The organism is Aeromicrobium sp. MLTX1, from assembly GCF_046452335.1.
Taxonomy (GTDB): Bacteria; Actinomycetota; Actinomycetes; order Propionibacteriales; family Nocardioidaceae; genus Aeromicrobium.
Genome location: NZ_JBKFDN010000001.1, coordinates 843,835 through 867,280, shown reverse-complemented (window position 1 = coordinate 867,280; position 23,446 = coordinate 843,835). Strand labels below are relative to the sequence as shown.

The window sequence follows — 23,446 nt, the reverse complement described above, 5'->3', positions numbered from 1 at the left end:
GGCGGATGAAGGTCGACCTCAAGAGGCAGGTGCCCACGTACGCCGCGCGGCACGGCGAGTTCGAGCTCGTCACCGTGCCGCCACTGCGCTACCTGATGATCGACGGCCACGGCGACCCCAACGTGGCCGCCGAGTACGAGGCCTCGCTGGCGACGCTCTACCCGATGGCCTACGCGCTGAAGTTCCTCAGCAAGAAGGAGCTCGAGCGCGACTACGTGGTGCCGCCGCTCGAGGCGCTGTGGTGGGCCGAGGACATGGCGGCGTTCACCACCGCGCGCGACAAGTCACAGTGGGACTGGACCGTGCTGAGCCTCGTCCCGGACTGGATCAAGGAGGCGCACCTGGAGGCGGCGCTCGCGACCGTGGAGCGCAAGGGCGCGCCGCGGCTCGACGCGCTGCGAGTGGAGACGCTCGACGAGGGCCTCTGCGTGCAGACCCTGCACCTCGGTCCGTACGACGCCGAGGGTCCGGTGCTGGAGCGGATGCACGACGAGGTCATCCCGGCACGCGGGCTCGTGCGCACCGGCCGGCACCACGAGATCTACCTCAGCGATCCGCGCCGCGCGGCGCCCGAGAGACTCCGCACGATCCTGCGCCAGCCGGTGGCCGAGGCCTGACGGGGACCGGGCCTCGGTCGACCTCCTACGGTGGAGGCGTGAGCGTGACACCCGACGACGTGACCCTGGCCCGAGACCTCGTCGTGGAGGCCGCGGCGCTCGCCGCCCGCATCCGCGACACGGGCGATCTCGCGACCCGCGCCAAGACCAACGTGTCCGACGTCGTCACGGAGGCCGACCTCGCCGCCGAGGCCCTCGTGGTGGAGCGGCTCGACCGCGACCGGCCCGACGACGGGCTGCTGGGCGAGGAGGGGACGGCGCGCGAGGGCACGTCGGGTCGCCGCTGGGTGATCGACCCCGTCGACGGCACCTACAACTTCGCCACCGGCTCGGACTACTGGTGCTCGGCGATCGCGCTGGCTGAGGGCGACGACGTCCTGCTGGGCGCCGTCGCGCACCACGCCTCGGGCACCGTGCTCGTGGGCGGGCCGGGTTTTCCCACGACGCGCAACGGCGATCCGCTCGCGCCGATCGCCGACGCGCCGCTCGCCGGCCTCGGCGCCGCGACCTACGCGCACCCGGCCTTCATCGGCAGCGGTCCCGGGTACGACGCCTGGACCCGCGCCGCTGCCCTGCCGGCCACGATCCGGATGCTCGGGTCGGGCTCGATGGACCTCGTCGGCGTGGCCACCGGACGGCTCGGCTGCTGGTTCCAGCACTCGACGCCCGACTGGGACTGGCTGCCCGGCACGGCACTCGTCGCGGGCCTCGGCGGTGCCGCGGAGCGCGTCGACGCCCATGGACTCGCGTGGTCGGTGGCCGGTCCGCCCACCGCCGTGCGCGAGCTGACCGCCGCCCTGAGAGGCGAGGCATGAAGGTCGTCGTCCTGACGGGCGCCGGCATCTCCGCCGAGAGCGGGCTCGCCACCTTCCGCGACGCCGACGGCCTGTGGGAGGGCCACCGCCCCGAGGACGTCGCCACGCCGGAGGCGTTCCGGCGCGACCGCTCGCTCGTCCAGCGGTTCTACGACGAGCGGCGGGCGTCGCTCGCCCGGGTGCGTCCGAACGCCGCGCACGAGGCGCTCGCGCGGCTGGAGGAGGCGCTCGGCGACGACCTCCTCCTGGTGACCCAGAACGTCGACGACCTGCACGAGCGCGGCGGCTCTCGGCGTGTGCTGCACATGCACGGCGAGCTGCGCCGCGTGCGCTGCCTGAAGTGCGACGTGCGGCACGAGTGGACCGGCACGCTCGCCGACGAGCCGCGCTGCCCGGCCTGCAACCGGCGGCGCGCGCTGCGGCCCGACATCGTCTGGTTCGGCGAGTACCCGCACGGCATGGACGAGATCCACGAGGCGCTCAGCGAGGTGGACGTCTTCGCGGCGATCGGCACCTCGGGCGTCGTCTACCCGGCGGCCGGCTTCGTCGACTACGCGCACGCGTCCGGCGCCACGACGGTCGAGCTCAACCTCGTGCCGACGCCGCAGGGCGACTTCCACACGGTCTACGAGGGCCCGGCCACGGAGGTCGTCCCGCGCTGGGTCGACCACCTGCTCGCGTAGGCCGCCGGGGTCGCTCTCCGAGCGCCAGATCTGTAGCGCTCTGCACCCTTTCTCGGCCGATCCACCGGAAAAAGGGTGGATACCGCTACACATCTCGCCCGCCGGAGGCGGGGATGACTGGAGGAGGTCAGCGGAGGGGGCCGCCGCCGGGCGGGGCGGCCTCGAGGACCTCGACCTCGTCGCCCACGCGGACGACGGCGCCGGGGGTGTCGGGGATGAGGTTCACCCCGAACCAGGCCTTGCGGTCGAAGCGGCGGATGCGGGCGAGGGTGCGCAGCGGCTCCTTGCCGCCTGCGACCGCGCCGGACGCGTGGTCGGCCTCGAGGGTCGTGATGACGCAGCGCGCGCAGCCCTTCACCGCTCGGAACGTCGCGTCGCCGACGCGCAGCACGCGCCAGTCGTCCTCGATCCACGACAGGTCGCCGTCGACGACGAGGTTCGGGCGCATGCGCTCCATCGGCACCGGGTCCCCGCCGCCGTCGACGATCGCCTCGTTCAGCGCGGTCAGCGACGCCTCGGTGGTCACGAGGAGGGGGTAGCCGTCGGCGAGGCTGACGCGGTCCTCGGGGCGGGCGAAGCCGGTGATCGGCCGGCGCGTGGGGTCGTCGAGGTGCACGAGCCGCACCGCGCCGCCGAGGAGCTCGCTGAGCCACGCGGTCGCGTCGCTCGCCTCCGCGGCGGTGAAGGTGGTCTTCCACAGCGTGACCGGCACCTGCCGCGCCGGGTCGGGTGCCGCGACCTCGATCGACTCCACGCCGGGCGCGCTGAGGCGCAGTCCGGACCCGTCCAGGCGGGGGTGCACGGTCAGCAGCCGGTGCGACTCACGGGCCGAGATGAAGTGGCCGCGCTCGTCCACCACCATCCAGCGCCGGTCGCCGGCCAGGCCCCACGGCTCGACGTCGGCGGTCGCCAGGTCCTCGACCCGCGCGGACTTCACCGGGTAGCGGTGCAGGGAGGTCAGTCGCACCGCAACAGGCTACGGGTGAGACGGGAGTGAACGGCCGCGCCGTGCCGGTCTGCGACGATGGCAGGCGTGGGCAGTCGATCCGAGGCGCTGAGCCGGGCGTCGTCGCGGTCCTCCGCACGCCGTGCGGAGTGGGGCATCGCGCTCGTCGCGCCCACGATGCGCGCGATCGTGGTGGTGCAGATCCTGCTGAGCGTCACGTCGGGCGCGAGCATCTCGGTGCACGCGGTCGCGTACTGGGCGCTGACCCTGTGCGTCATCGCGGTCTCGGTGCTGCTGATGGCCCAGTGCCTCGTCACGGGATCGGTCCGCCGGGGGCTGTGGCACTGGCCCGACGTCCTGCTCGCGTGGATCGCGATCCCGGCGATGAACCTGCTGCTGCCGGGCTCGCACGTCGTCGGCACGTGGGAGGCGTGGGCGTCCGGCTTCGCGATCAACGTCGCCGCGCTCGCCGCGGCCTGGATGCCTCCGGCCGTGGCCGTGGGTCACGGCCTCGCGCTCGGCGGCTGGTACCTCGTCTGGACCTCCGCGGCCGGGACGACCTCGTGGGAGACCAACCTCAGCAACGCGCTGACGGTCCCCGGCTACGCCGCGGTCGTCGCGCTGCTGACCTACTACCTGCGCGCGCTCGCCCGCGACGCCGACCGCTCGCGCGAGGACGCCGTCGCGGCGACCCGCGCGCTGGAGCTGGAGCGCTACCAGCTCACCGTCCACGACGCCTCGAGCATCTTGCGCCTGCTGTCCGACGAGGACACGCCCGCCGAGGTGCTGCCGGGGTTGCGCGTCCAGGCCGACCGCGAGGCGAAGCGGCTGCGCAACTACCTCGGCGCCGAGTCGGCACCCGTGCACCCCTCGGTGCGCACGGTCGGCGCGATGCTGGCCACGGCGCTCGAGGGCTTCGACGACCTCCCGCTCGAGCCGGCCGTCGCCCTCGGCGCCCACGTCGAGCTGGACGAGGACGTCTGGGTCGCCGCCGGTCGCGCGGTCACCACCGTCCTGCACAACGTCCGGCTGCACGCCCGCGCCCACCAGGTCGTCGTGCACGCCGACACCGACGGCGAGACGTGGGAGGTCGTCGTGTCCGACGACGGCGTCGGCTTCGACCAGGACAGCCAGCCCCTCGGCTTCGGCCTCGACACGCAGGTGGGGCAGGCGCTGCGCGACGTCGGCGTCTCGGTCGACCTGCGCTCGGCGCCCGGCCGCGGGACCTCGGTGACCATCACCGGCCCGGTGCACGAGGAGGCCCGATGACCGAGCGGATCCGCGTGGTCGTGATCGACGACAGCACCGTGATCCGGGGCGGCTTCGCCACGGTGCACCCCGACCTCGACGTCGTCGCGACGTTCCCGACCGTGGAGGACTTCGAGGCCTCCGGCGTCGACTGCGACGTCGTCGTGCTCGACCTGCTGCTGCGCGGACCGCAGCGCGCGACCTCGACCACGACCAAGCAGGGCCGCGCGGCGATCCGGGCGCTGCGCGAGCGGGGCCTCAAGGTCTGCCTCTACACCGACGAGCGGCGACCGATCGTGCTGGCGCTGTGCCTGCGGGCCGGCGCGCAGGGCGTGGTCCACAAGGCCGACCCGCCCCACGTGACGATGCAGGCGGTGCAGGACGTGCACGCCGACCGTGTCGTGGTCACGCAGTCGCTCGTCGGCCTCACTGAGCTGCTCGACCGCCGCGGCGCCAAGCTCGACCTCAGCACGCGCCAGCGGCAGGTGATCTCGGGACGTGCCCGCGGCCGGCACTGGGCCGACATCGCCTCGACCCTCTACATCACCGAGGACACGGCGCGCGAGCACTACCGCGTGGCCTGCCGCAAGCTGCGCGACTACCTCCAGCACACGAGCCCCGGCGACATCGAGCGCGCCGTGGGCCTGGCCCCGGGAGACGTCCTCGACGAGGAGTGACCCCCCGGTTCCGGGGGTTCCGCGCGCGGCGGGACCCCGTGAGGATGGAACCGGGTCTGTGGAGACGCCGGGGCTCGCTCCGGTCGGGAGGACCTTGCATGGTGTCGGACCACTCCGCGGCACGCCCGAATCTTCGGGAGGGACCTACTCGGGGGGACGCATCGACCGGGACGCGCGCTGCACGTCCCGGCCGATGCGTGCCCGAGGTTGCGCCGTCCGCCCGGCCCGGTGAGGCTGGACGTCGATGAGCGATCTGGACGAGCTGGCCCGTGTCGTGCTGCAACGGCGGCGGGAGCTCGCCCGGCCGATCGTGGTCGGCATCTCCGGCTACGGCGGCTCCGGCAAGTCCACGCTCGCCCGCACCCTGGTCTCGGCCCTGCCCGACGCCGTGCGCCTGCGCGGTGACGACTTCCTCGATCCCGCCCGCGTCCACCGGCGCTCGCCGGACTGGGACGGCGTCGAGCGCGAGCGGCTCGTCGACGACGTGCTCCGCCCCTTCCGCGACGGCGTGCCGGGGGAGTTCCGGCGGTACGACTGGGACCTGGGCCGGCTCTCCGACCCCGAGCCCGTCCCGCGCGCCGAGGTGCTGGTGGTCGACCTCGTGGGGCTCTTCCATCCCGTCACCCTGCCGCTGCTGGACCTGACCGTCTGGTGCGACCTGGACCTGTGGACCGCGACCCAGCGGGGCATCCTGCGCGACCGCGCCGAGGGCAACGACCACGACCGCGTGTGGGCCGAGGTCTGGGAGCCGAACGAGCGCGACTTCGAGGAGCGCTTCGCGCCGCGGGACGTCGCCGACGTGCTGTTCCCGAAGGACTGACCGGCCCGTCGCCGCCATGCGGGGCCGGTGGGCCGCGCCTAGCGTGGAGGGCATGACCTCCACGGACGTGCACACCGACCGACGCCTCGGCTGGGCACTGCTCGCGGCGGCCATCGCGCAGATCGCCGCCCCTGTCGTGCAGGCGCTGGCCGACGTGTCGCAGCCCGGCGACGGCAGCGACGACCTGCTCATCACGCCCGCAGGCTGGGCCTTCTCGATCTGGAGCCTGATCTACGGGCTCGCCCTGGCGCACGCCGTCGTCACGCTGTGGAAGGGCGACGGGGTGGGCAGCCGCCGGTTCCTCGGCGACCTCATCGCGCTGTACCTCGGCGCGGCCGTGTGGATCGCCGTCTCGGCCGCGGGCATCAGCTGGGCCACCTTCCTCGTTCTGGCGTTCATGACCGTGGTCGCGATCGACGCGGCCCGCCTGGCCGCCCGCGCCCGCCTGCACGACCCCGCGTGGACCACGTGGCTCGCCCGCGCCACGTCGGGCGTCTACGCCGGCTGGGTGAGCGCGGCCGTGTTCCTCAACCTCGGCACCGGCGTGATCGAGCTCGACCTCGCGCAGCCCGCCCAGCACGGCTGGCAGCTCGCGCTGCTCGCGGGCGCCGCGCTCTTCGCCCTCGGCGTGAACGCCCAGCTGCCGCGGAGCCCCTTCTACGCGGCCGCGGTCGTGTGGGCGCTCATCGGCATCATCGCGGCCGTCGCGGGTGAGTCCACCCCGGCTCTCGTGATCGCGATCGTCGCGATCGTGCTGCTGGTGGTCCAGACGGCCTGGCAGTCCCAGCGCGCGCTCGCCGACTGAGCCCGGCCCGCCCGCTTCCGTCCCCGGCCCCGACTTTTGTGACGCCTTGCCCGACTTTTGTGACGGGATTCGGCCGTCGGCGCCCGTCAGGGGCGAATCCCGTCACAAAAGTTGGAGCGGGCGCGGCAGACTCGAGGCGTGTTTGACCGGACTGACGAGGCGCTGCGCGACCGCGACAACCTGAAGTGGACGACGACCACCCACGGGGTGATCCCCGCGTGGGTCGCCGACATGGACGTGGCGGTCCCCGAGGTGGTGACGCGGCGCGTCCACGAGCAGCTCGCCCGCGGCGACGTCGGCTACCCCGACTTCGAGGCGCCCGACCCGCTCGTGGCGGCCTTCGAGACGCGGATGGCCGAGCGCCACGGCTGGACGCCCGCCGGTGGTCGCGGCCGGCTGTTCACCGACGTCATCCAGGCGTTCCAGGTGCTGACCGACCTGCTCACGGAGCCCGGCGACGGGATCGCGCTGCACGTGCCGACGTACCCGGTGTTCCTCGAGTCCGTCCACGACTCGGGCCGTCGCGTCGTGCCGATCCCGTTCAACGCCACCGCCGACGAGCTCGTCGCGACCTGGCGGCGCGAGCGTGTCCGGCTGGTCGTGGTGGTCAACCCGCACAACCCACTCGGCCGCATGCTCGACGCCGAGGAGCTGCGGCCCCTCGCGGACGCGGCGGCCGAGCTCGACCTGGTGGTCCTCGCCGACGAGATCCACGCCGACCTCGCGTTCGACGGCCGGCCGCACGTGCCGTTCGCGTCGCTCGGCACCGACGTCGAGGACCGCACCGTCACGGTGACCTCGGCGTCGAAGGCGTTCAACCTCGCCGGGCTGCAGTGCGCCGTCGCCCACCTCGGGCCGGCGCGGGTGCGCGAGCCGCTCGCGGCGCTGCCCTTCGCCTACCTCGGCGGCGTCAGCACCCTCTCGCGTGCGGCGGCCGTGGCGGCGTGGACGGAGGGTGGACCGTGGCTGGCCGAGCTGGTGGAGGTGCTGCAGCGCAACCGCGACACGATCACCGCGTGGGCCGCCGAGGTGGGCGTGGGCGTCGTGCCGGCCGAGGCCACCTACCTCGCGTGGCTGGACTTCGCGGGCACGTCGATCGCCGCGGACCCCGCGGGCGCGATCCTCGAGCGCGGCCGGGTGCGGCTCTCGGCCGGGCCCGACTTCACGGCGCACACGCCGCTGGACTCCTCGACGTACGCCCGGCTCAACTTCGGGACGAGCCCCGAGCGCCTCGCTCAGATCCTCGAGCGGATCGCCGCGACGCTCTGACCGTCACTGGTAGGTGATGAGCGCCGGGTGCGGGCGCACGCGGCGCCAGGTCTGCGCGACGTCGAGCATCGGCTCGTCCTCGTCGACGAAGTTCTTCCAACCCCACGAGACGTTCTCCGGCGCGTCGCCGCGGATGACGCCCCACGTGCCGAACTTGGCGCCCGGGCTGCCCTGGCCGTCGACGTGGATCACCGTGGAGAGCTCGGGATGGTCGGTGCGGACCTTCTCGCGGTCGCGGATCATCTGGGTCTGGAACTGGTGCAGCACGAAGACCTTCTGCGGCAGCGTGTGCTTGCGGGTGAGCTCGGCCAGCCACGCCGAGGTGCGGTTGATCTCGCGTGCCTGCGCGTGGCCGATCCGCTGGAGCGGCCTGCCCTTCGGGCCGAGCCTCCACTCCGGGTCGAGGGCGAGGCCCACGTGCGGCCGGCGCAGCAGCGACTCGTACTCCTTGGCCTGGGAGAGGAAGTCGGAGCGCCCGGGCTGGAGGTCGAGGATCACCACGATGCCGGCCTTCTCGGCGGCGTCGACGAGCGGCTCGAGGTCCTTCACGGACGTGCGGGCGGAGTAGTCGCCGTGCGGGCCCTTCTCGCCGGCCGCGACGGTGGTGATGATCTCGAAGGCGGGGACGAAGTGCTCGTCCGGGGCGACCTTGCGGTACTTGCGCACGAGCCGCTCGACGCGCGCCACCGACGCCTGCGTGCCCTGCTCGCCGAGCACGCCGAGCGCCGGGCCCGACGGATGGCCGTACATCGCCAGCAGGTGCTTGCCGCGAGTGGCGAACCAACCGCCGCCGACGGCCTCGGCGTTCGCGCGGATCACGCGGACGGCGTAGCCCGAGGCGCCGAGGGTCAGCAGCGGCCCCTCGGGATCGCTCCGGAGCAGCTTCGCCGACGGGGCGTGGCGGCGGGGATCGGAGGCGATCCGGACGAGCCGCGCGTCGCCCAGCGCGACGAGGTCGACCAACGCGCGCGACGGACTGCGGGTGGTGGCGACCGTGACGGCCTCCGAGCGCTGTACGGGCTCGGCCTCGTCCCCGGGCTTCTCGTCCGGGCCGAGGATGCGGGCGCCGAGTCGCTCGGCCTCCGCACGGCCCTCCTGGGTGTCGGGCAGCGCCGGAACGCCGAGGTCGCGGGCGCGCGCGAACGCCGCGTCGGGGTCCTGCTCGGGTACGAGGACCACGGCGGACGCGGAGTCGAGCAGGAAGCGGGAGACGGCGACGACGTCGTCGGCCGAGGCGGCGGTGAGTCCGTCGGGCTCCGCGGCGGTCACCTGCTCGGCCTCGGGCGGGCCGTCCTCGCCCTCGCACGCGGCCAGGAGAGTGGTCAGCAGGACCGCCGCACCGGCGGTGGCGAGGGCTCTGCGGATCGGGTGCACCCGGGCGACGGTACCCGCCGCGTCTGAACGGCGACACGCTGTGCACCGCTCGTTATGCTCTGCCGGGTGATGATGCAGGCGGGCGACCAGCAGATCGATGGACTGGCAGGGTTCATGGTCGACCTGATGGACCGCATGGGCCTGCTCGGCGCCGCCCTCGCGGTCGGCCTGGACAACCTCTTCCCCCCGATTCCCAGCGAGATCGTGCTGCCGATGGCGGGCCTCGCGGCCAGCCAGGGTCGCTTCACGCTGGCGGGCGCGCTCTTCGCGACCACGGCGGGGTCGGTCATCGGCGCGTGCATCATGTACTGGCTCGGCCGGGCCTTCGGTCGCGACCGCACGGCCCTCGTGTTCGCCAAGACGCCGCTGCTGAAGGTCCGCGACCTCGAGGTCACCGAGGCCTGGTTCGCCAAGCACGGCACGAAGGCCGTCTTCTTCGGCCGGATGGTGCCGATCTTCCGCAGCCTCATCTCGATCCCGGCCGGCGTCGAGCGGATGCCCTTCGGGATCTTCTTCCTGCTGACCACGCTCGGCAGCCTCATCTGGAACTCGATCTTCGTCGGCGCGGGCTACACCCTCGGCGAGAACTGGCACGTCATCGAGCCCTACGCCGACTGGTTCCAGCGCCTCGTGATCCTCGCCGTCCTCGTCGTCTGCGGCTGGTTCGTCATCACGCGCGTCCGCGAGCTCCGCGACCCGCGCGAGCACTGACGGTTTCCCCGGTTAAGCGGGGAAACTGTCACTTCACGGGGTTTGCGAACCTCGCTAAGTGACAGGAAACCTCGTTCAGTCGTCGCGAGGGCCGAGCGGCCCCACCGGCCGGGGTTCGCCTGCACATCCCGGGGATCGCAACCCCCGGTCAGTGACAGGAAACCCACGTAACCGGGGAAACCGACGGTCAGTCGCGCAGCGACGGGGGGACGCCCGCGTTCTCCGCGTCGGCGTCGACGATCTGCTGCTGGAGGCGGCGCAGGTCGGCGGAGGTCCAGCCCTCGGGCTGGAGCACCGAGGCCCAGCCGGCGACGTGCTCGCCGACGAAGTCGTGGCCGTGGCCCGAGGGCACGGCCATCCCCACGGCCATGTCCGCCGAGGTCTGCCAGAACGTGATGATCGGGTACCAGCGCATCGCGTTCGCGACGTCGGAGCCGCGCGGCTCCGACAGCCAGTCCGGCTTGCTCCAGATCAGGTCGGGGCTCCACCACGTGATCGGGTCCGACGGATGCACGAGGTACAGCACGTGCGGGCCGTCCCACGGTCGGGTCAGCGGGATCGTCGGCCCCCACGGGTCGTTCGTGAACCGCACGGTGCGTCCGTCGCGGAAGATCGGCTCGATCTCGCGGCTGCCGGGATCGCGCTGCTCGCGGAACTCCGTGTACAGCGAGTTGAACCCCGGCGGCCCGACGAACAGGCCGCCCGAGGTCCGGTTGCGCAGGTCGGCCTCGCCGCTGAACGCGGTCTCGAGCGCGAACGACCCGAGGCTCTCGCCGAACAGGTAGAGCCGCGGCCGGGAGTCGGCGGGCAGGGTGCTCCAGCGCTCGTAGACGGCGTCGAAGAGCGCCCGTCCGGCGTTGCGCGCGGCGCGCTGGTCGACCAGGAAGGACACCCACGACGGCAGGTGCGAGTACTGCATCGACACGATCGCCGAGTCGCCGCCGGTCAGGTACTCGAACGAGTTCGAGGCGCTCGGCTCGATGAAGCCCGAGCCGGTCGTGCCGGCCACCAGCAGGTTCGCCCGCTCGAAGCCGCCGGCGCGCTCGAGGTCGTCCACGGCGAGCCGCGCCCGCTCCTCGACGTCCTCGGCGTTCGCGGTCCCGGCGTACGCGCGGATCGGGTCGAGCGCGGGCCGGCCGGTGAACGCGGCGATCTCGTCGCCGCTGGGCCCGCGCGCCACGAAGCGACGGCCCTGTCGGCCGAGGTCCTCCCAGGCGAGCTCGGACGCGGGACTGCCCGACCTCAGCGGGCTCTCGGGCGGGTCGAGGCGCGACGAGACCTGCTGGTCGCCGAGCGCGAACGAGGAGTCCACGGCCGCGATGACGTTGTCGTAGACGACGCCGCTGAGCGTGAAGAACGTGAGCGCGGCGACCACGACGATGCCCGTGGCCCGGGCGGCCTGGGCGCCGATCCGCCGGGCGAGCAGGTCCGACAGCCAGCGCGCGGCCCGGCGCAGCCCGCGTCCGGCGGCGAGCAGCAGGCAGAACACGACGACCGCCACGAGCGGCACGGTCACGAACCGCCACGTGCTCGCGTCGCCCATGCCCATGAGCTCACGGACCCGGTCCTGCTGGCGGACGCTGACGATGTCGGCGATGCCGAGTGCGACCACGCCGACGCCCACGGTCCAGAGCCAGACGCGTCGCGAGGGCCGGCGCGCCTCGCGGTCGGCGAACGCGCGCCAGACCCACGCCAGGGCGACCGCCAGCCCGTAGCCGATCACGGCCGTGATGCCGGTGACGAGCCCCTGGAACAGCGCCGGGCGCGGCAGCAGGGACGGGGTCAGCGAGAGGAGAGCGAAGACGAGGGCGCCGACCAGTCCCGGGAGGGTTGGACGCAGCACCCCCCGCAAGGTGTCGAGCACGGTCCGCATTCTGACAGGTCGAAGGGTTCCCCCGTCAGCGGTAGCGTCGAAGCATGACCCACCAGCTCTTCATCGCAGGACAGTGGCGCGACGCCGAGGGCGGCGCGACCTTCGAGGTCGAGAACCCGGCGACGGGGGAGACGCTGGCCACGGTGGCCGACGCCTCGGCCGCCGACGGCCGGGCCGCGCTCGACGCCGCCGTGGCTGCGCAGGCCGACTGGGCGCGCACGGCTCCCCGCGATCGTGGCGAGATCCTGCGGCGCGCGTTCGAGATCATCACCGAGCGTACCGACGAGCTGGCCGAGCAGATGACCGCCGAGATGGGCAAGCCGGTCAGCGAGTCGAAGGCCGAGATCGCCTACGGCGCCGAGTTCTTCCGGTGGTTCGCGGAGGAGTCCGTGCGCATCTCGGGCCGGCACTCCGTCGCGCCGAACGGCGCGACGCGCCTGCTGACGCTCAAGCAGCCGGTCGGGCCGTGCCTCATGATCACGCCGTGGAACTTCCCGCTGGCGATGGGCACCCGCAAGATCGGCCCGGCGATCGCGGCCGGCTGCACGATGGTGGTCAAGCCGGCGTCGCTCACGCCGCTCACGATGCTGACCCTGGGCGAGATCCTCACCGAGGCCGGCCTGCCCGACGGCGTCCTCAACATCGTCACCACGAAGAGCACGGGCGAGGTGATGGAGCCAATCATCCGGGACCCGCGGCTGCGCAAGCTCACCTTCACCGGCTCCACCGAGGTCGGCCGCACGCTGATCGAGCAGGCGGCCGAGGGCGTGCTGCGCGTGTCGATGGAGCTCGGCGGCAACGCCCCGTTCCTCGTGTTCGAGGACGCCGACCTGGAGAAGGCGGTCGACGGCGCGATGCTGGCGAAGATGCGCAACATCGGCGAGGCCTGCACCGCCGCCAACCGCTTCATCGTGCACGAGTCGCTGGCCGAGGAGTTCTCGCGCCGCTTCGCCGAGCGGATGGAGCAGGCCGAGGTCGGCCCGCTCGTCGAGGCGAAGCAGCGCGACAAGGTGGCCGAGCTCGTCGACGACGCGAAGGAGCACGGCGCGAAGGTCCTCACCGGCGGCGAGGTGCCGGACGGCGCGGGCTACTTCTACCCGCCCACGGTGCTGACCGGCGTCCCGACGGAGGCCCGCGTCTGGCGCGAGGAGATCTTCGGTCCCGTCGCGCCGATCTTCACGTTCACCGACGACGACGAGGCGCTGCGGATGGCGAACGACACCGAGTTCGGCCTCGTGGCCTACGCGTTCACGCAGAGCTACTCGCGCGCCATCAAGGTCTACGAGGGCCTCGAGACCGGCATGGTCGGAATCAACCAGGGCGTCGTGTCGAACCCGGCCGCGCCGTTCGGCGGGATGAAGGCCTCGGGCTTCGGTCGCGAGGGTGGCGACGAGGGCATCGAGGAGTACCTCGAGACGAAGTACGTGGGTCTCGCGCCGTAGCCGCCAGCGTCGCCGACACGCGACGGGTGGTTCTGAGTGCGCCTCCTGTGACTCGTGTGGTGTGTGTCATGACACTTTGGTCCTGATGGTGTAGTTCTTTGGGACCCTTTGAGGATGGTCTTCGCCGACCGCGCCCCGAAAACACCACCAGCACCCTCTGTCACAGGTAGCGTCCCGGGCGAGCGGATCCTGAGGGAGTCGGATCGCGCTCCTTCGGGGCCGCGGCAATGACGGTCCAGGTCGCGCCGGACGGTGCGATCTCGCGCCTTCCTGCGTGCTCTGCATCTCCCGCCCGAGAGGTCTCGTATGTCCATGGCGTTCCGCCTGCGCAGCCGACTGCTCACCAGTGCCTCAGCCTTCATGCTGATCGCCCTCAGCCTCGCCGGGACCATGACGGTCCTGGCGCCCGCACCGGCCGCGGAGGCGGCGCCGGCGCCGGCGTTCGACTGCACGGTCCCGCGCTTCTTCGCCCAGGCGGAGGAGCCGGTCGGCACGGTGAAGCTCAACTCCGGCTCGTACACGACCACCGGCGGCTCGCAGTGGACCCAGATCGGGTCGAACTTCACCGGTCAGAACGTGTTCAACGGTCTGGCGTTCAACCCCACCGACGAATACCTCTACGGCACGTTCTACGGCCAGACCTCGGGCACCAACATCCGCGGCTCGTTCGCGCGCATCAACCGCTCGGGCGTCGTGACGCCGCTCGGCGATGCGAACACCGCCCTGGGCGCGCCTCCCAGCACCCTGTGGGACAGCGGCGAGTTCGACGCCGACGGCAACTACTACGTGGCCTCGGGCAACGCCGGCACCACCACGATCCAGAAGATCGCCGGCCTGAAGAACGTCACGAGCGCCACGAGCACCCCGCGCCCGACGCGCACCACGATCACGCTGTCGCAGAGCATCCGATTCGCCGACCTGACGTTCCTCAAGGGCTACCTGTGGGCCGCGAACTACGGCCAGTCCTCCACGCTCTACCGGATCAACCCGACCACGGGTGCGGTCACGAGCTTCGCCGTCCCGACCGCGGTCATGCCGACGAACTCCTACGGCTCGGCGTTCACGATGACGAACGGCAACCTCGCCCTCATCGCGACCAACGGCTTCATGTACCAGATCGCGATCCGGAACGCCGACCAGGCGTCGCCCACCTTCGAGCTGATCAGCCGCGTCACCGCGCCGGCCAACCAGCGCAGCGACGCGACGAACTGCTCCACCGCGCTCCCGTCCAAGCTCAGCGTGACGAAGACCGGCCCGGCCACGGTCGTCGTCGGCAACCCGATCACGTGGCGCGTCGTCGTGAAGAACGAGGGCCCGGGCAACACGTCGGGCTTCGTCCTCAACGACATCCTCCCGAACGACCTCGCCAACCTCTCCGTCACCAGCACGGACACGTCGTGCGTCGTGACCGGCACGACGCAGAAGATCGCGACCTGCAACGGCGGCTACCTCGAGGTCGGCCAGGAGGCGGTCGTCACCGTGCGCGCCACCGCGCCCTCGACCCCCGGCCCGCTGATCAACCGCGCCTACGCGATCGGCAACGAGGATCCCGATCCCGCGCCGCCGACCTCCGCGGAGACCCAGGTCGTCATCGCCACGCAGGTGGACGTCCCGGCCACGGTCACCGACAGCTCGAACGGCACCTACGACCGCACCTCGGTCCAGGGCGGCACGATCTCCTACGCCGGCGGTCGCTACACGTACACCCCGCCGGCCGGCTACTCCGGACCCGACTCCTTCACCTACCGGACCTCGGACGGCACGCTCGTGACCGTCATCATCAACGTCACGCCCGAGGCGGACCCGGACAGCCGGTCCACGACCGTCGGCACCCCGGTGACGATCACGGCGGGCGCCCTCGAGGCGCTCGGCCAGGGCTCGGGCCTCACGCTGCACGCCGTGGGCGGCGCCCAGAACGGCACCGTCAGCCTCGACCAGGGCGTCGTGACCTTCCGTCCGACCGCCGGGTTCTCCGGTACCGGCAGCTTCACGTACACGCTGCGCGACGCCTCCGGCCAGGACGTCACGCAGACGATCACCATCACCGTCGCGAACGTCTTCAGCGACGGGAGCGCCGCCGAGGACGGCGTCACGACGCCGCAGAACACGCCGAAGCGGATCCCGCTGGCCGACCTGGTCTCCGCGTCCGGTCGGCCGCTCGACCCGACCCGTGTCACCGTCACCGGCGTGCCGGCGCACGGCACCGTCTCGGTGAACCCGACGACGGGCGAGCTCACCTACACGCCCACCGCGGGCTACATCGGCGACGACGAGTTCGTGGCGCGGGTCTGCGACACGTCGGACCCGGTCCAGTGCACCACCGTCACGATCTCGGTCACGGTGACCCCGAACGTCGTCACGGCCGTCGACGACTCGGACACGACGTCCGTCGAGGTGCCGCGGACGATCAACGTCCGGACCAACGACACGAGCGCCTCGGGCCAGCCGTTCGCGGCGCCGACCGTGACGACGGATCCCGCCCACGGCTCGGCCGTGGTGGAGTCCGACGGCCGGATCACCTACACGCCCGCCGACGGCTTCTCGGGCGTGGACACCTTCGAGTACCGCGTCTGCGACACGTCGACCCCGACGGCGATCTGTGACACCGCCACGGTGACCGTCACCGTGACCAACGACTTCGTCGAGGAGACCGCGGCCCAGGACGGCATCACGACGCGCCAGAACACGCCGAAGGACATCCCGCTCGACGACGTGGTCTCCGCGACCGGCAAGCCGATCGACCCGACCACGGTCACCGTCGCGAACCAGGCCGTCCGCGGTGAGGTCACGGTCGACGAGACCACGGGCGAGCTGACGTACACGCCGAGGCCCGGCTACGTCGGTGCCGACGAGTTCCGGGTGCGCGTCTGCGACACCTCGGACCCCGCGCAGTGCACCACCGTCACGATCTCCGTCACGGTCACCGCCAACACGGTGACCGCCGTCGACGACGAGGCCACGACGACCGTCGAGACGCCGCGGACGATCAACGTCCGGACCAACGACACGAGCGCCTCGGGCCAGCCGTTCGCCGCGCCGACGGTCACGACCGCCCCGGCCCACGGCTCCACGCAGGTGGAGTCCGACGGCCGGATCACCTACACGCCCGCCGACGGCTTCTCGGGCGTGGACACCTTCGAGTACCGCGTCTGCGACACCACGACGCCGACCGCCGCGTGCGACACCGCCACGGTGACGGTCACGGTGAGCAACGTCTTCGTCGAGGAGACCGCCGTCGAGGACGGCGTGAGCACGCCGCAGAACACCGCCAAGGACATCCCGCTCGACGACGTCGCCTCGGCGACGGGTCGTCCCCTGGACCCGACCAAGGTCACCGTCCCCGGCGCCCCCGCGCACGGCGACGTGACGGTCGACCCGGCCACGGGCGAGCTGACGTACACGCCGGACCCGGGCTACTCCGGTGACGACGAGTTCGACGTCCGCGTGTGCGACACCTCGAACCCCTCGCAGTGCACCACCGTGACGATCTCCGTCACGGTCGGCGCCAACACAGTGACGGCCGTCGACGACACCGCGACCACCCCGGTCGGCACCGCCGTGCCCGTGCTGGTGCGCCAGAACGACACGTCGGCCTCGGGCCAGGCGCTCGCGCTGCCGTCCGTGACCACGGAGCCCGAGCACGGCACGACGTCCGTCACGATCGACGGCCGCGTCGTCTACACCCCGGACGCGGGCTTCTCCGGCGAGGACACGTTCGAGTACCAGGTGTGCGACACCTCCACGCCGACCGCGGTGTGCGACACCGCCTCGGTCACGGTCACGGTGACGAACGTGTTCGCCGGCGAGACCGCCGTCGAGGACGGCGTGAGCACGCCGCAGAACACCGCCAAGGACATCCCGCTGGCCGACGTCGTCTCCGCGACCGGCCAGCCGATCGACCCGACCAAGGTCACGGTCTCGGAGGTCCCGAGCCACGGCGAGGTCACCGTCGACCCGACCACGGGCGAGCTGACCTACACGCCGGACGCCGGGTACACCGGTGACGACGAGTTCGAGGTCCGCGTGTGCGACACGTCCGACCCGGTGCAGTGCACCACCGTCACGATCTCCGTCAGGGTGGGCGCGAACACGGTCACCGCCGACGACGACACGGCCACCACGACCGTCGAGACGCCGCGGACGATCAACGTCCGCAGCAACGACGAGAGCGCGTCGGGTCAGTCGCTCGCGGCGCCGACCGTGACGACGGACCCCGCCCACGGCACCGCCGTGGTCGAGTCCGACGGCCGGATCACCTACACGCCGGCCGACGGCTTCTCGGGCGAGGACACGTTCGAGTACCAGGTGTGCGACACCTCCACGCCGACCGCCGTGTGCGACACCGCCACGGTGACGGTGACCGTCGACAACGTCTTCTCCGACGGGACCGCGGCCGAGGACGGCGTCTCGACGCCGCACAACACCGCGAAGACCATCGAGCTGGACGACGTCGTCTCGAGCTCGGGCCGCCCGCTGGACCCGACGCGCGTGACCGTCCCGGGCGCTCCCTCGCACGGGACCGTCACGGTCGACCCGACGACGGGCGAGCTGACCTACACGCCGGCCGCCGGCTACACCGGTGACGACGAGTTCGAGGTCCGCGTGTGCGACACCTCGAGCCCGGTGCAGTGCACCCTCGTCACCGTCTCGGTGACGGTGGGCGCGAACACGGTCACGGCGGACGACGACTCGGCCACGACGTCCGTGGAGACGCCGCGGACGATCGACGTGCGGTCGAACGACGACAGCGAGTCCGGTCAGTCGCTCGCGGCGCCGACCGTGATCACGGATCCCGCCCACGGCACCGCCGTGGTCGAGGCCGACGGCCGCATCACCTACACGCCGGAGGACGGCTTCTCCGGTGAGGACACGTTCGAGTACCGCGTCTGCGACACCTCGACGCCGACCGCGGTGTGCGACACGGCCACGGTGACGGTCACGGTCGAGAACGTCTTCGCCCCGGAGACCGCGGTCGAGGACGGCGTCGCGACGCCGCAGAACACGCCGAAGGACATCCCGCTGACCGACGTCGTGGACTCCACCGGCAAGCCGCTCGACCCGACCACGGTCACGATCCCGACGGCTCCCGAGCACGGTGACGTGACGGTCGACCCGACCACGGGCGAGCTGACCTACACGCCGGACCCGGGCTACTCGGGCACCGACGAGTTCGAGGTCCGCGTCTGCGACACCTCGGTCCCGGCCCAGTGCACCACCGTCACGATCGTGGTCGAGGTGTCCGAGAACGCGGTCGCCGCGGCGAACGACTCCGCCACCACGACGCTGGCCACCGAGGTGCTCATCGACGTCAAGGAGAACGACGAGTCGGCCTCCGGCCAGGCGCTCGCGGACCCGGTGGTCATCACGGCGCCGGCGCACGGCGAGACGCGTGTCGAGGCCGACGGTCGGATCGCGTACACCCCGGAGCGCGGCTTCTCGGGTGAGGACACGTTCGAGTACCGCGTGTGCGACACGTCGACGCCGACCCCGGTCTGCGACACCGCCACGGTGACGGTGACCGTCACGAACGCGTTCACCAACCAGCCGGTGGCCGCCGAGGGTGCCGAGACCGACCAGGACGAGGCGCTGACGCTCCCGCTGGCCGACATCGTGACCTCCGAGGGCGCGGCCCTCGATCCCCGCTCGGTGGGCGTCGTCGGTCGCCCGGCCCACGGTGACGTCACCGTCGACCCGGAGACCGGTGCCGTGACCTACACGCCGAACGACAGCTACTCCGGCAGCGACGCGTTCGACCTGGAGGTGTGTGACGCCTCGCGTCCCACGCAGTGCCACACGGTCACGATCCCCGTGACCGTCCGGGTCAACGCCGTCGAGACCGGTGACGACAAGGCCACGACCATCACGGGTCGCCCGGTCGTCATCACGGTCGAGGACAACGACACGAGCCGGACGGGTCGCCCGCTCACGGCCGCGCGGATCACCACGCAGCCCGAGCACGGCGTCGCGGAGGTCCTCGCGGACGGCACGGTGCGCTACACGTCGGCCAAGGGCTTCGTCGGCACGGACTCCTTCGAGTACGAGCGCTGCGACGACTCCACCCCGACGCCGGTCTGCGACACGGCGACCGTCACGGTTGACGTCACCGCCGATCCCGACGCCATCGACCAGGACGGCGACGGCACCGACACCGACGGCGCGACCGACGGTGGGGACGACACCCGCGGGAACGACGACGGTGACGAGGACGACGCCGCCTCCGACCGCGACGGTGACGCGCTGGCCGACACCGGCGGTCCCGCCGCCGCGATCGCCGCCCTCGGCGTCGTCGCGCTGGGACTGGGCCTGGGCCTCACCGGCGCCGCGCGCCGCCGCAGGGGCGAGTCCGCCTGAGCCGCACGGAGCCCGTCACGACCTCGGTCGTGGCGGGCTTCGTCGTTCCCGCGCCCGGTCAGCTGCCGTGGGCGGTGTCGCGGCCGTAGTCGTCGGACACGCGGCGCACGAACGCGGCGGGGGACTCGCCGGGCACCGGCTCGTGGAGGGAGACCTCCATGTCGAGCCCGAGGTCGTCGACGGGCACCGTCACCGACAGCACCTCGAAGCTCTCGTCGATGAGCGGCGAGACGAAGGTCCACGTGTCGAGGCGGGCCCACTCCATGTCGGGGAAGCCGCGATCGGCGGCGCGCGCCTCCAGGCGTCGCGCGATGAGGAACATCGCCTCGTCGGCGCGGCGCGGGCCGCGCGGCACCACGACGACGCGGATCACCGGGGTGGCGTCGACGGCGGCCGCCCGGACGGCTTCGAGGGCCGCCTTGCGGCCGAGCGTCTGCGTGGCCGGGTCGTGGCCCTTGAGCGCGCCGGACACGGTGGGGAACGACGAGCTCTCCAGCGACGAGCGCACGGGACGGAACATCAGCACGAGGTCGCCCGCGCGGGCGAGCGGGTCGACCGCGTGGACCGACAGCGCCGTGCGCAGCTCGGCGCCCTTCACGTGGAGCGAGACCGTGGACCCGTCGGAGAAGTGCGAGGGCATCGACAGTGCCTGCGCGAGGTCCATCCCGTGCGCGGCGGTGCGGCCCATGAGGCGCAGCAGGCTCGCGGCGGGGCCGTTCCAGTCCTGGAGCATCCCGGCGCGGTCGATCACGAAGATGAAGACGCCGATCGAGTCCATCAGCCGGTCGGCACGCGACGCCGATCGCGACCACGCGGCGATGTGGCTCGTCGTCCAGACCATGACGAACGCCAGGCCCGAGATCGCCAGCGGCGTGAGGGTGGGCCGGAGGACCTGGAAGGTGATGATCAGGACGGCCGCGACCTCGGCGGCCACGACGACCCGGCGGACGTGCCGCGAGGGGTCGTGCTGGCGGGTGCTGAGCGTGAGCACGCCGCCGCCGAGCAGGGTGAACGAGTACGCCAGGTGCACGACGTAGACGGGGCTGTCGTAGTAGTGGTCACCGTCGGTGATGCCCACCGCCGGCACCATGCCGATGAAGCTCACCGCCGCGATCCAGACGGCGCCGAGCCACAGCCACGGCGAGACCAGCCACCGGCCCTGGACCAGGCGCCGGCACGCGACGTAGAAGGCCACGGCGCAGACCTGGACGACGACGATGTTCACGGCCACCAGGACGCTCGGGTCGGTGTCGCCGGGGCCGCGCATCGCCCGCAGGACGTTCCACGTGGCCGTCCCCAGCACGAGGACGACCACCGGCACCGACACCGACGGCCGATGGTGCCGTACCACCAGGACCGACAGCACCAGCAGTGCCGAGGTCACCAGGTAGGCGGCGGTCATGGACTGGATTCTGGCAGCCCCGGGTGGCGGTGGCCACGGCTTTGTCTCGTCCCCCTGGAATCAGAGGGAGACATCCGCACGCAGGTGCCCCACGGCTCCCAGCGGACGTGCCGCGGCCGGTGCGGGACGGTGCGTGGAGAACTGCTCGCGGTACAGGCGGCCGTACAGTCCGTCCTCGTCGTCGACCAGCTCGGCGTGGGTGCCCTGCTCGACGACCCGGCCGTCGACGAGCCCGAAGATCACGTCGGCGTTCTGGATCGTGCTGAGCCGGTGCGCGATCGCGAGCGTGGTGCGGCCGGTGGTGGCGCGCTCCAGGGCCTCCTGCACGAGCCGCTCGGTCTCGTTGTCGAGCGCGCTGGTGGCCTCGTCGAGGATGAGGATGCGGGGGTTCTTCAGCAGCACGCGCGCGATCGCGATGCGCTGCTTCTCGCCGCCGGACAGCCGGTAGCCGCGCTCGCCCGTGACGGTGTCGTAGCCGTCGGGGAAGCCCATGATCCGGTCGTGGATGTTGGCGTCGGTGGCCGCTGCGACGATCTCGTCGGGCGTGGCGCCGGGCTTGGCGTAGGCGATGTTCTCGCGGATGGTGCCGTGGAACAGGTAGGGCTCCTGCGTCACCATCCCCACGCAGTCGGCCAGCGACGACAGCGTGATGTCGCGGACGTCGATCCCGTCGATCAGCACCTGCCCCCGGTCGACGTCGTAGAAGCGCGGCACGAGGTAGGTGGCGGTGGTCTTGCCCGAGCCCGACGGCCCGACGATGGCGGCCAGCTGGCCGCCCTCGATGGTGAGCGACAGCGCCGACAGGGCCCACGCGTCGGCCTGCGCCGTGGACGCGGCGTCGATCTCGCCCGAGGAGTCGCCGAAGCGGTCCTTCGTCGTCTCGCCGGTGAGGGCGCGCGGCTCGGGGTAGCGGAACCAGACGTCGCGGAACTCGATCCGGCCCTCCAGCTCGGACGGCTTCACGTCGCGCGCGCCGGGCCGGTTGACGATCGCGGGCTCGAGGTCGAGGTACTCGAAGATGCGACGGAACAGCGCCAGCGAGGTCTGCACGTCGAGCGACACCCGCATGAGCTGCAGCAGCGGCATCTGCAGGCGGGCCTGCACCGTGGTGAAGGCGACGAGCGTGCCGGCGGTGAGCGAGGCGGAGTCGCCCGGGATCCGGCCCGCGATGATGAAGCCGGCGAAGAGGTAGATGATCGCCGGAGTGATGGCGAAGAAGGTCTGCACCGTGGCGAAGAACAGCCGGCCCGTCATGGCCTGCTCGACCTGGAGGCGGGTCTGCTCGAGGTTGGCCTCGCGGTAGCGCTCGGCCTCGGACCGGCTGCGGTTGAAGACCTTGGCCAGGAGGATGCCCGAGACGCTGAGCGACTCCTCGGTGATCGCGGTCATCTCCGAGAGCGACTCCTGCGTGCGCCGGGCGAGCTGCTGGCGGCGCCGGCCGACCTTGAGCTGGAGCCACACGAACAGCGGCATGAGGATCAGGGTGAGGATCGTCAGCTCCCACGACAGGATCACCATCGAGATGAACGCCGCCGTGACGGTGACGGTGTTCTGCAGGATCGAGGTGGCGGTGTCGGTGAGGACCGTGCGCACGCCGGCCACGTCGTTCGCCAGGCGCGACTGGATGGCGCCGGTCTTCGTCGTGGTGAAGAACGCCAGCTCCATCTTCTGCAGGTGCGCGAAGAGCTCGCTGCGCAGGTCGGCCATCGCCGAGTTGCCGATCGTGGAGGTCAGCCAGTTCTGGGCGATGTTGAGCGTGGAGGCCGCGATGGGCAGGGCGCACATGCCGGCGACGAGCCAGCCCAGCAGGCCGAGGTCGGGTCCGCCCTCGCCGAACAGGGCGTCGTCGAAGACGGCCTGCGTCAGGAACGGGACGATCGAGGTCAGCAGCGCCGACAGGACGACGATGACCGCGACCGCGGCCATCTTGGTGCGGTAGGGCCGCAGCAGGGCGGCGATGCGGCGCAGGACCGGGCGGTTGTTCGCGGCGATCTCGGCATCGCTCAGATGCGTGACGGCCGGGCCCGGTCGTGGCACGGCGTCAGTCCTCGATCCGGGTGAGGACGATGGTCTCGAGGTCGGCCGGGACGAGCTCGAGGGTGCCCCAGGCGCCCACGTCGGTGCGCAGCAGCGCCCACACGAACAGTTCGCCCGCGACGACCTCGGGATCGATCGCGACCTCGAAGCCCAGCGGCACCTGCTCGACCTCGAGCGCCGTGGCGGCCAGCACCTCGCCGTCGGCGTCGACGACCTTGACCGTCGCGACCCCGCCCGGGGGGATCGCGATCTTCTCGCGCACGGACAGGGCACCGGAGACGGTCAGCAGGGGCATGCCGCCAGCGTAGTCCGGAGCCGTGACACCCACCTCGCGTGCGAGTTCGCGACGGTGCGTCGGAGGTCACACCACGGTTTG

17 protein-coding genes are annotated in these 23,446 nt (G+C 72.2%); 11 read left to right on the top strand and 6 right to left on the bottom strand.

The window, feature by feature from the left end; genetic code table 11:
- The first annotated feature begins 5 nt into the window (after positions 1-5).
- From ACK99Q_RS03970 to ACK99Q_RS03960, 3 genes are read left to right on the top strand one after another with little or no spacing between them, the layout of a single operon-like run.
- Complete coding sequence (locus tag ACK99Q_RS03970; protein WP_410184943.1) at positions 6-617, top strand: GyrI-like domain-containing protein; 612 nt, start codon at positions 6-8, stop codon at positions 615-617.
- A 38-nt stretch (positions 618-655) separates the two neighbouring features.
- Entirely contained in the window at positions 656-1,432 is a 777-nt protein-coding gene (locus ACK99Q_RS03965) for an inositol monophosphatase family protein (protein WP_410184942.1), read from the top strand.
- Positions 1,429-2,115, top strand: a complete 687-nt coding sequence (locus tag ACK99Q_RS03960; RefSeq protein ID WP_410184941.1) for an NAD-dependent deacylase — start codon at positions 1,429-1,431, stop codon at positions 2,113-2,115. Before ACK99Q_RS03965 ends, ACK99Q_RS03960 begins: the two co-directional genes overlap by 4 nt.
- Before the next feature lie 127 nt (positions 2,116-2,242).
- Here the strand turns inward: ACK99Q_RS03960 and ACK99Q_RS03955 are convergent, their stop codons facing one another.
- Positions 2,243-3,082, bottom strand: coding sequence for an MOSC domain-containing protein (locus ACK99Q_RS03955; RefSeq protein WP_410184940.1), 840 nt, complete (start codon positions 3,080-3,082; stop codon positions 2,243-2,245).
- A gap of 66 nt (positions 3,083-3,148) precedes the next feature.
- Here ACK99Q_RS03955 and ACK99Q_RS03950 point away from each other — a divergent pair, with 66 nt between their 5' ends.
- The 5 genes from ACK99Q_RS03950 to ACK99Q_RS03930 all read left to right on the top strand — a co-directional run bounded on the left by ACK99Q_RS03950 (position 3,149) and on the right by ACK99Q_RS03930 (position 7,880).
- On the top strand, positions 3,149-4,330 hold the full coding sequence (locus tag ACK99Q_RS03950) for a sensor histidine kinase (RefSeq protein WP_410184939.1): 1,182 nt from the start codon (positions 3,149-3,151) through the stop codon (positions 4,328-4,330).
- The gene (locus ACK99Q_RS03945) at positions 4,327-4,986 is read left to right on the top strand and encodes a hypothetical protein (protein WP_410184938.1); all 660 of its coding nucleotides are present in this window, start codon (positions 4,327-4,329) and stop codon (positions 4,984-4,986) included. The genes ACK99Q_RS03950 and ACK99Q_RS03945 overlap by 4 nt, the downstream gene beginning before the upstream one ends.
- Before the next feature lie 244 nt (positions 4,987-5,230).
- Positions 5,231-5,806 (top strand): uridine kinase, encoded by a 576-nt coding sequence (locus ACK99Q_RS03940; protein WP_410184937.1) that lies wholly within the window; start codon positions 5,231-5,233, stop codon positions 5,804-5,806.
- A gap of 52 nt (positions 5,807-5,858) precedes the next feature.
- Positions 5,859-6,611 (top strand): hypothetical protein, encoded by a 753-nt coding sequence (locus tag ACK99Q_RS03935; RefSeq protein WP_410184936.1) that lies wholly within the window; start codon positions 5,859-5,861, stop codon positions 6,609-6,611.
- A gap of 138 nt (positions 6,612-6,749) precedes the next feature.
- On the top strand, positions 6,750-7,880 hold the full coding sequence (locus ACK99Q_RS03930) for a MalY/PatB family protein (protein ID WP_410184935.1): 1,131 nt from the start codon (positions 6,750-6,752) through the stop codon (positions 7,878-7,880).
- A 3-nt stretch (positions 7,881-7,883) separates the two neighbouring features.
- On the opposite strand, the gene ACK99Q_RS03925 is transcribed toward ACK99Q_RS03930, so the two are convergent.
- Positions 7,884-9,254, bottom strand: coding sequence for a hypothetical protein (locus tag ACK99Q_RS03925; protein ID WP_410184934.1), 1,371 nt, complete (start codon positions 9,252-9,254; stop codon positions 7,884-7,886).
- 69 nt (positions 9,255-9,323) lie between these two features.
- Between ACK99Q_RS03925 and ACK99Q_RS03920 the strand changes: the two genes are divergently transcribed.
- Positions 9,324-9,965 carry a DedA family protein gene (locus ACK99Q_RS03920; RefSeq protein WP_410186054.1) on the top strand — a complete coding sequence of 214 codons (642 nt, stop codon included), beginning with the start codon at positions 9,324-9,326 and terminating at the stop codon, positions 9,963-9,965.
- A gap of 187 nt (positions 9,966-10,152) precedes the next feature.
- Here the strand turns inward: ACK99Q_RS03920 and ACK99Q_RS03915 are convergent, their stop codons facing one another.
- Complete coding sequence (locus ACK99Q_RS03915; RefSeq protein ID WP_410184933.1) at positions 10,153-11,829, bottom strand: alpha/beta hydrolase; 1,677 nt, start codon at positions 11,827-11,829, stop codon at positions 10,153-10,155.
- A gap of 53 nt (positions 11,830-11,882) precedes the next feature.
- Between ACK99Q_RS03915 and ACK99Q_RS03910 the strand changes: the two genes are divergently transcribed.
- Positions 11,883-13,280, top strand: coding sequence for an NAD-dependent succinate-semialdehyde dehydrogenase (locus ACK99Q_RS03910; protein ID WP_410184932.1), 1,398 nt, complete (start codon positions 11,883-11,885; stop codon positions 13,278-13,280).
- A 306-nt stretch (positions 13,281-13,586) separates the two neighbouring features.
- Positions 13,587-19,631: an Ig-like domain-containing protein gene (locus ACK99Q_RS03905; protein ID WP_410184931.1), complete on the top strand. Its 6,045-nt coding sequence runs from the start codon at positions 13,587-13,589 to the stop codon at positions 19,629-19,631.
- A 58-nt stretch (positions 19,632-19,689) separates the two neighbouring features.
- On the opposite strand, the gene ACK99Q_RS03900 is transcribed toward ACK99Q_RS03905, so the two are convergent.
- From ACK99Q_RS03900 to ACK99Q_RS03890, 3 genes are read right to left on the bottom strand one after another with little or no spacing between them, the layout of a single operon-like run.
- Positions 19,690-21,033: a hypothetical protein gene (locus ACK99Q_RS03900; protein ID WP_410184930.1), complete on the bottom strand. Its 1,344-nt coding sequence runs from the start codon at positions 21,031-21,033 to the stop codon at positions 19,690-19,692.
- Positions 21,034-21,093: 60 nt separating this feature from the next.
- A complete protein-coding gene (locus ACK99Q_RS03895) occupies positions 21,094-23,070 on the bottom strand; it encodes an ABC transporter ATP-binding protein (protein WP_410184929.1) in 1,977 nt (658 codons plus the stop codon).
- A gap of 4 nt (positions 23,071-23,074) precedes the next feature.
- The gene (locus tag ACK99Q_RS03890) at positions 23,075-23,365 is read right to left on the bottom strand and encodes a YbaY family lipoprotein (protein WP_410184928.1); all 291 of its coding nucleotides are present in this window, start codon (positions 23,363-23,365) and stop codon (positions 23,075-23,077) included.
- Positions 23,366-23,446 lie beyond the last annotated feature (81 nt).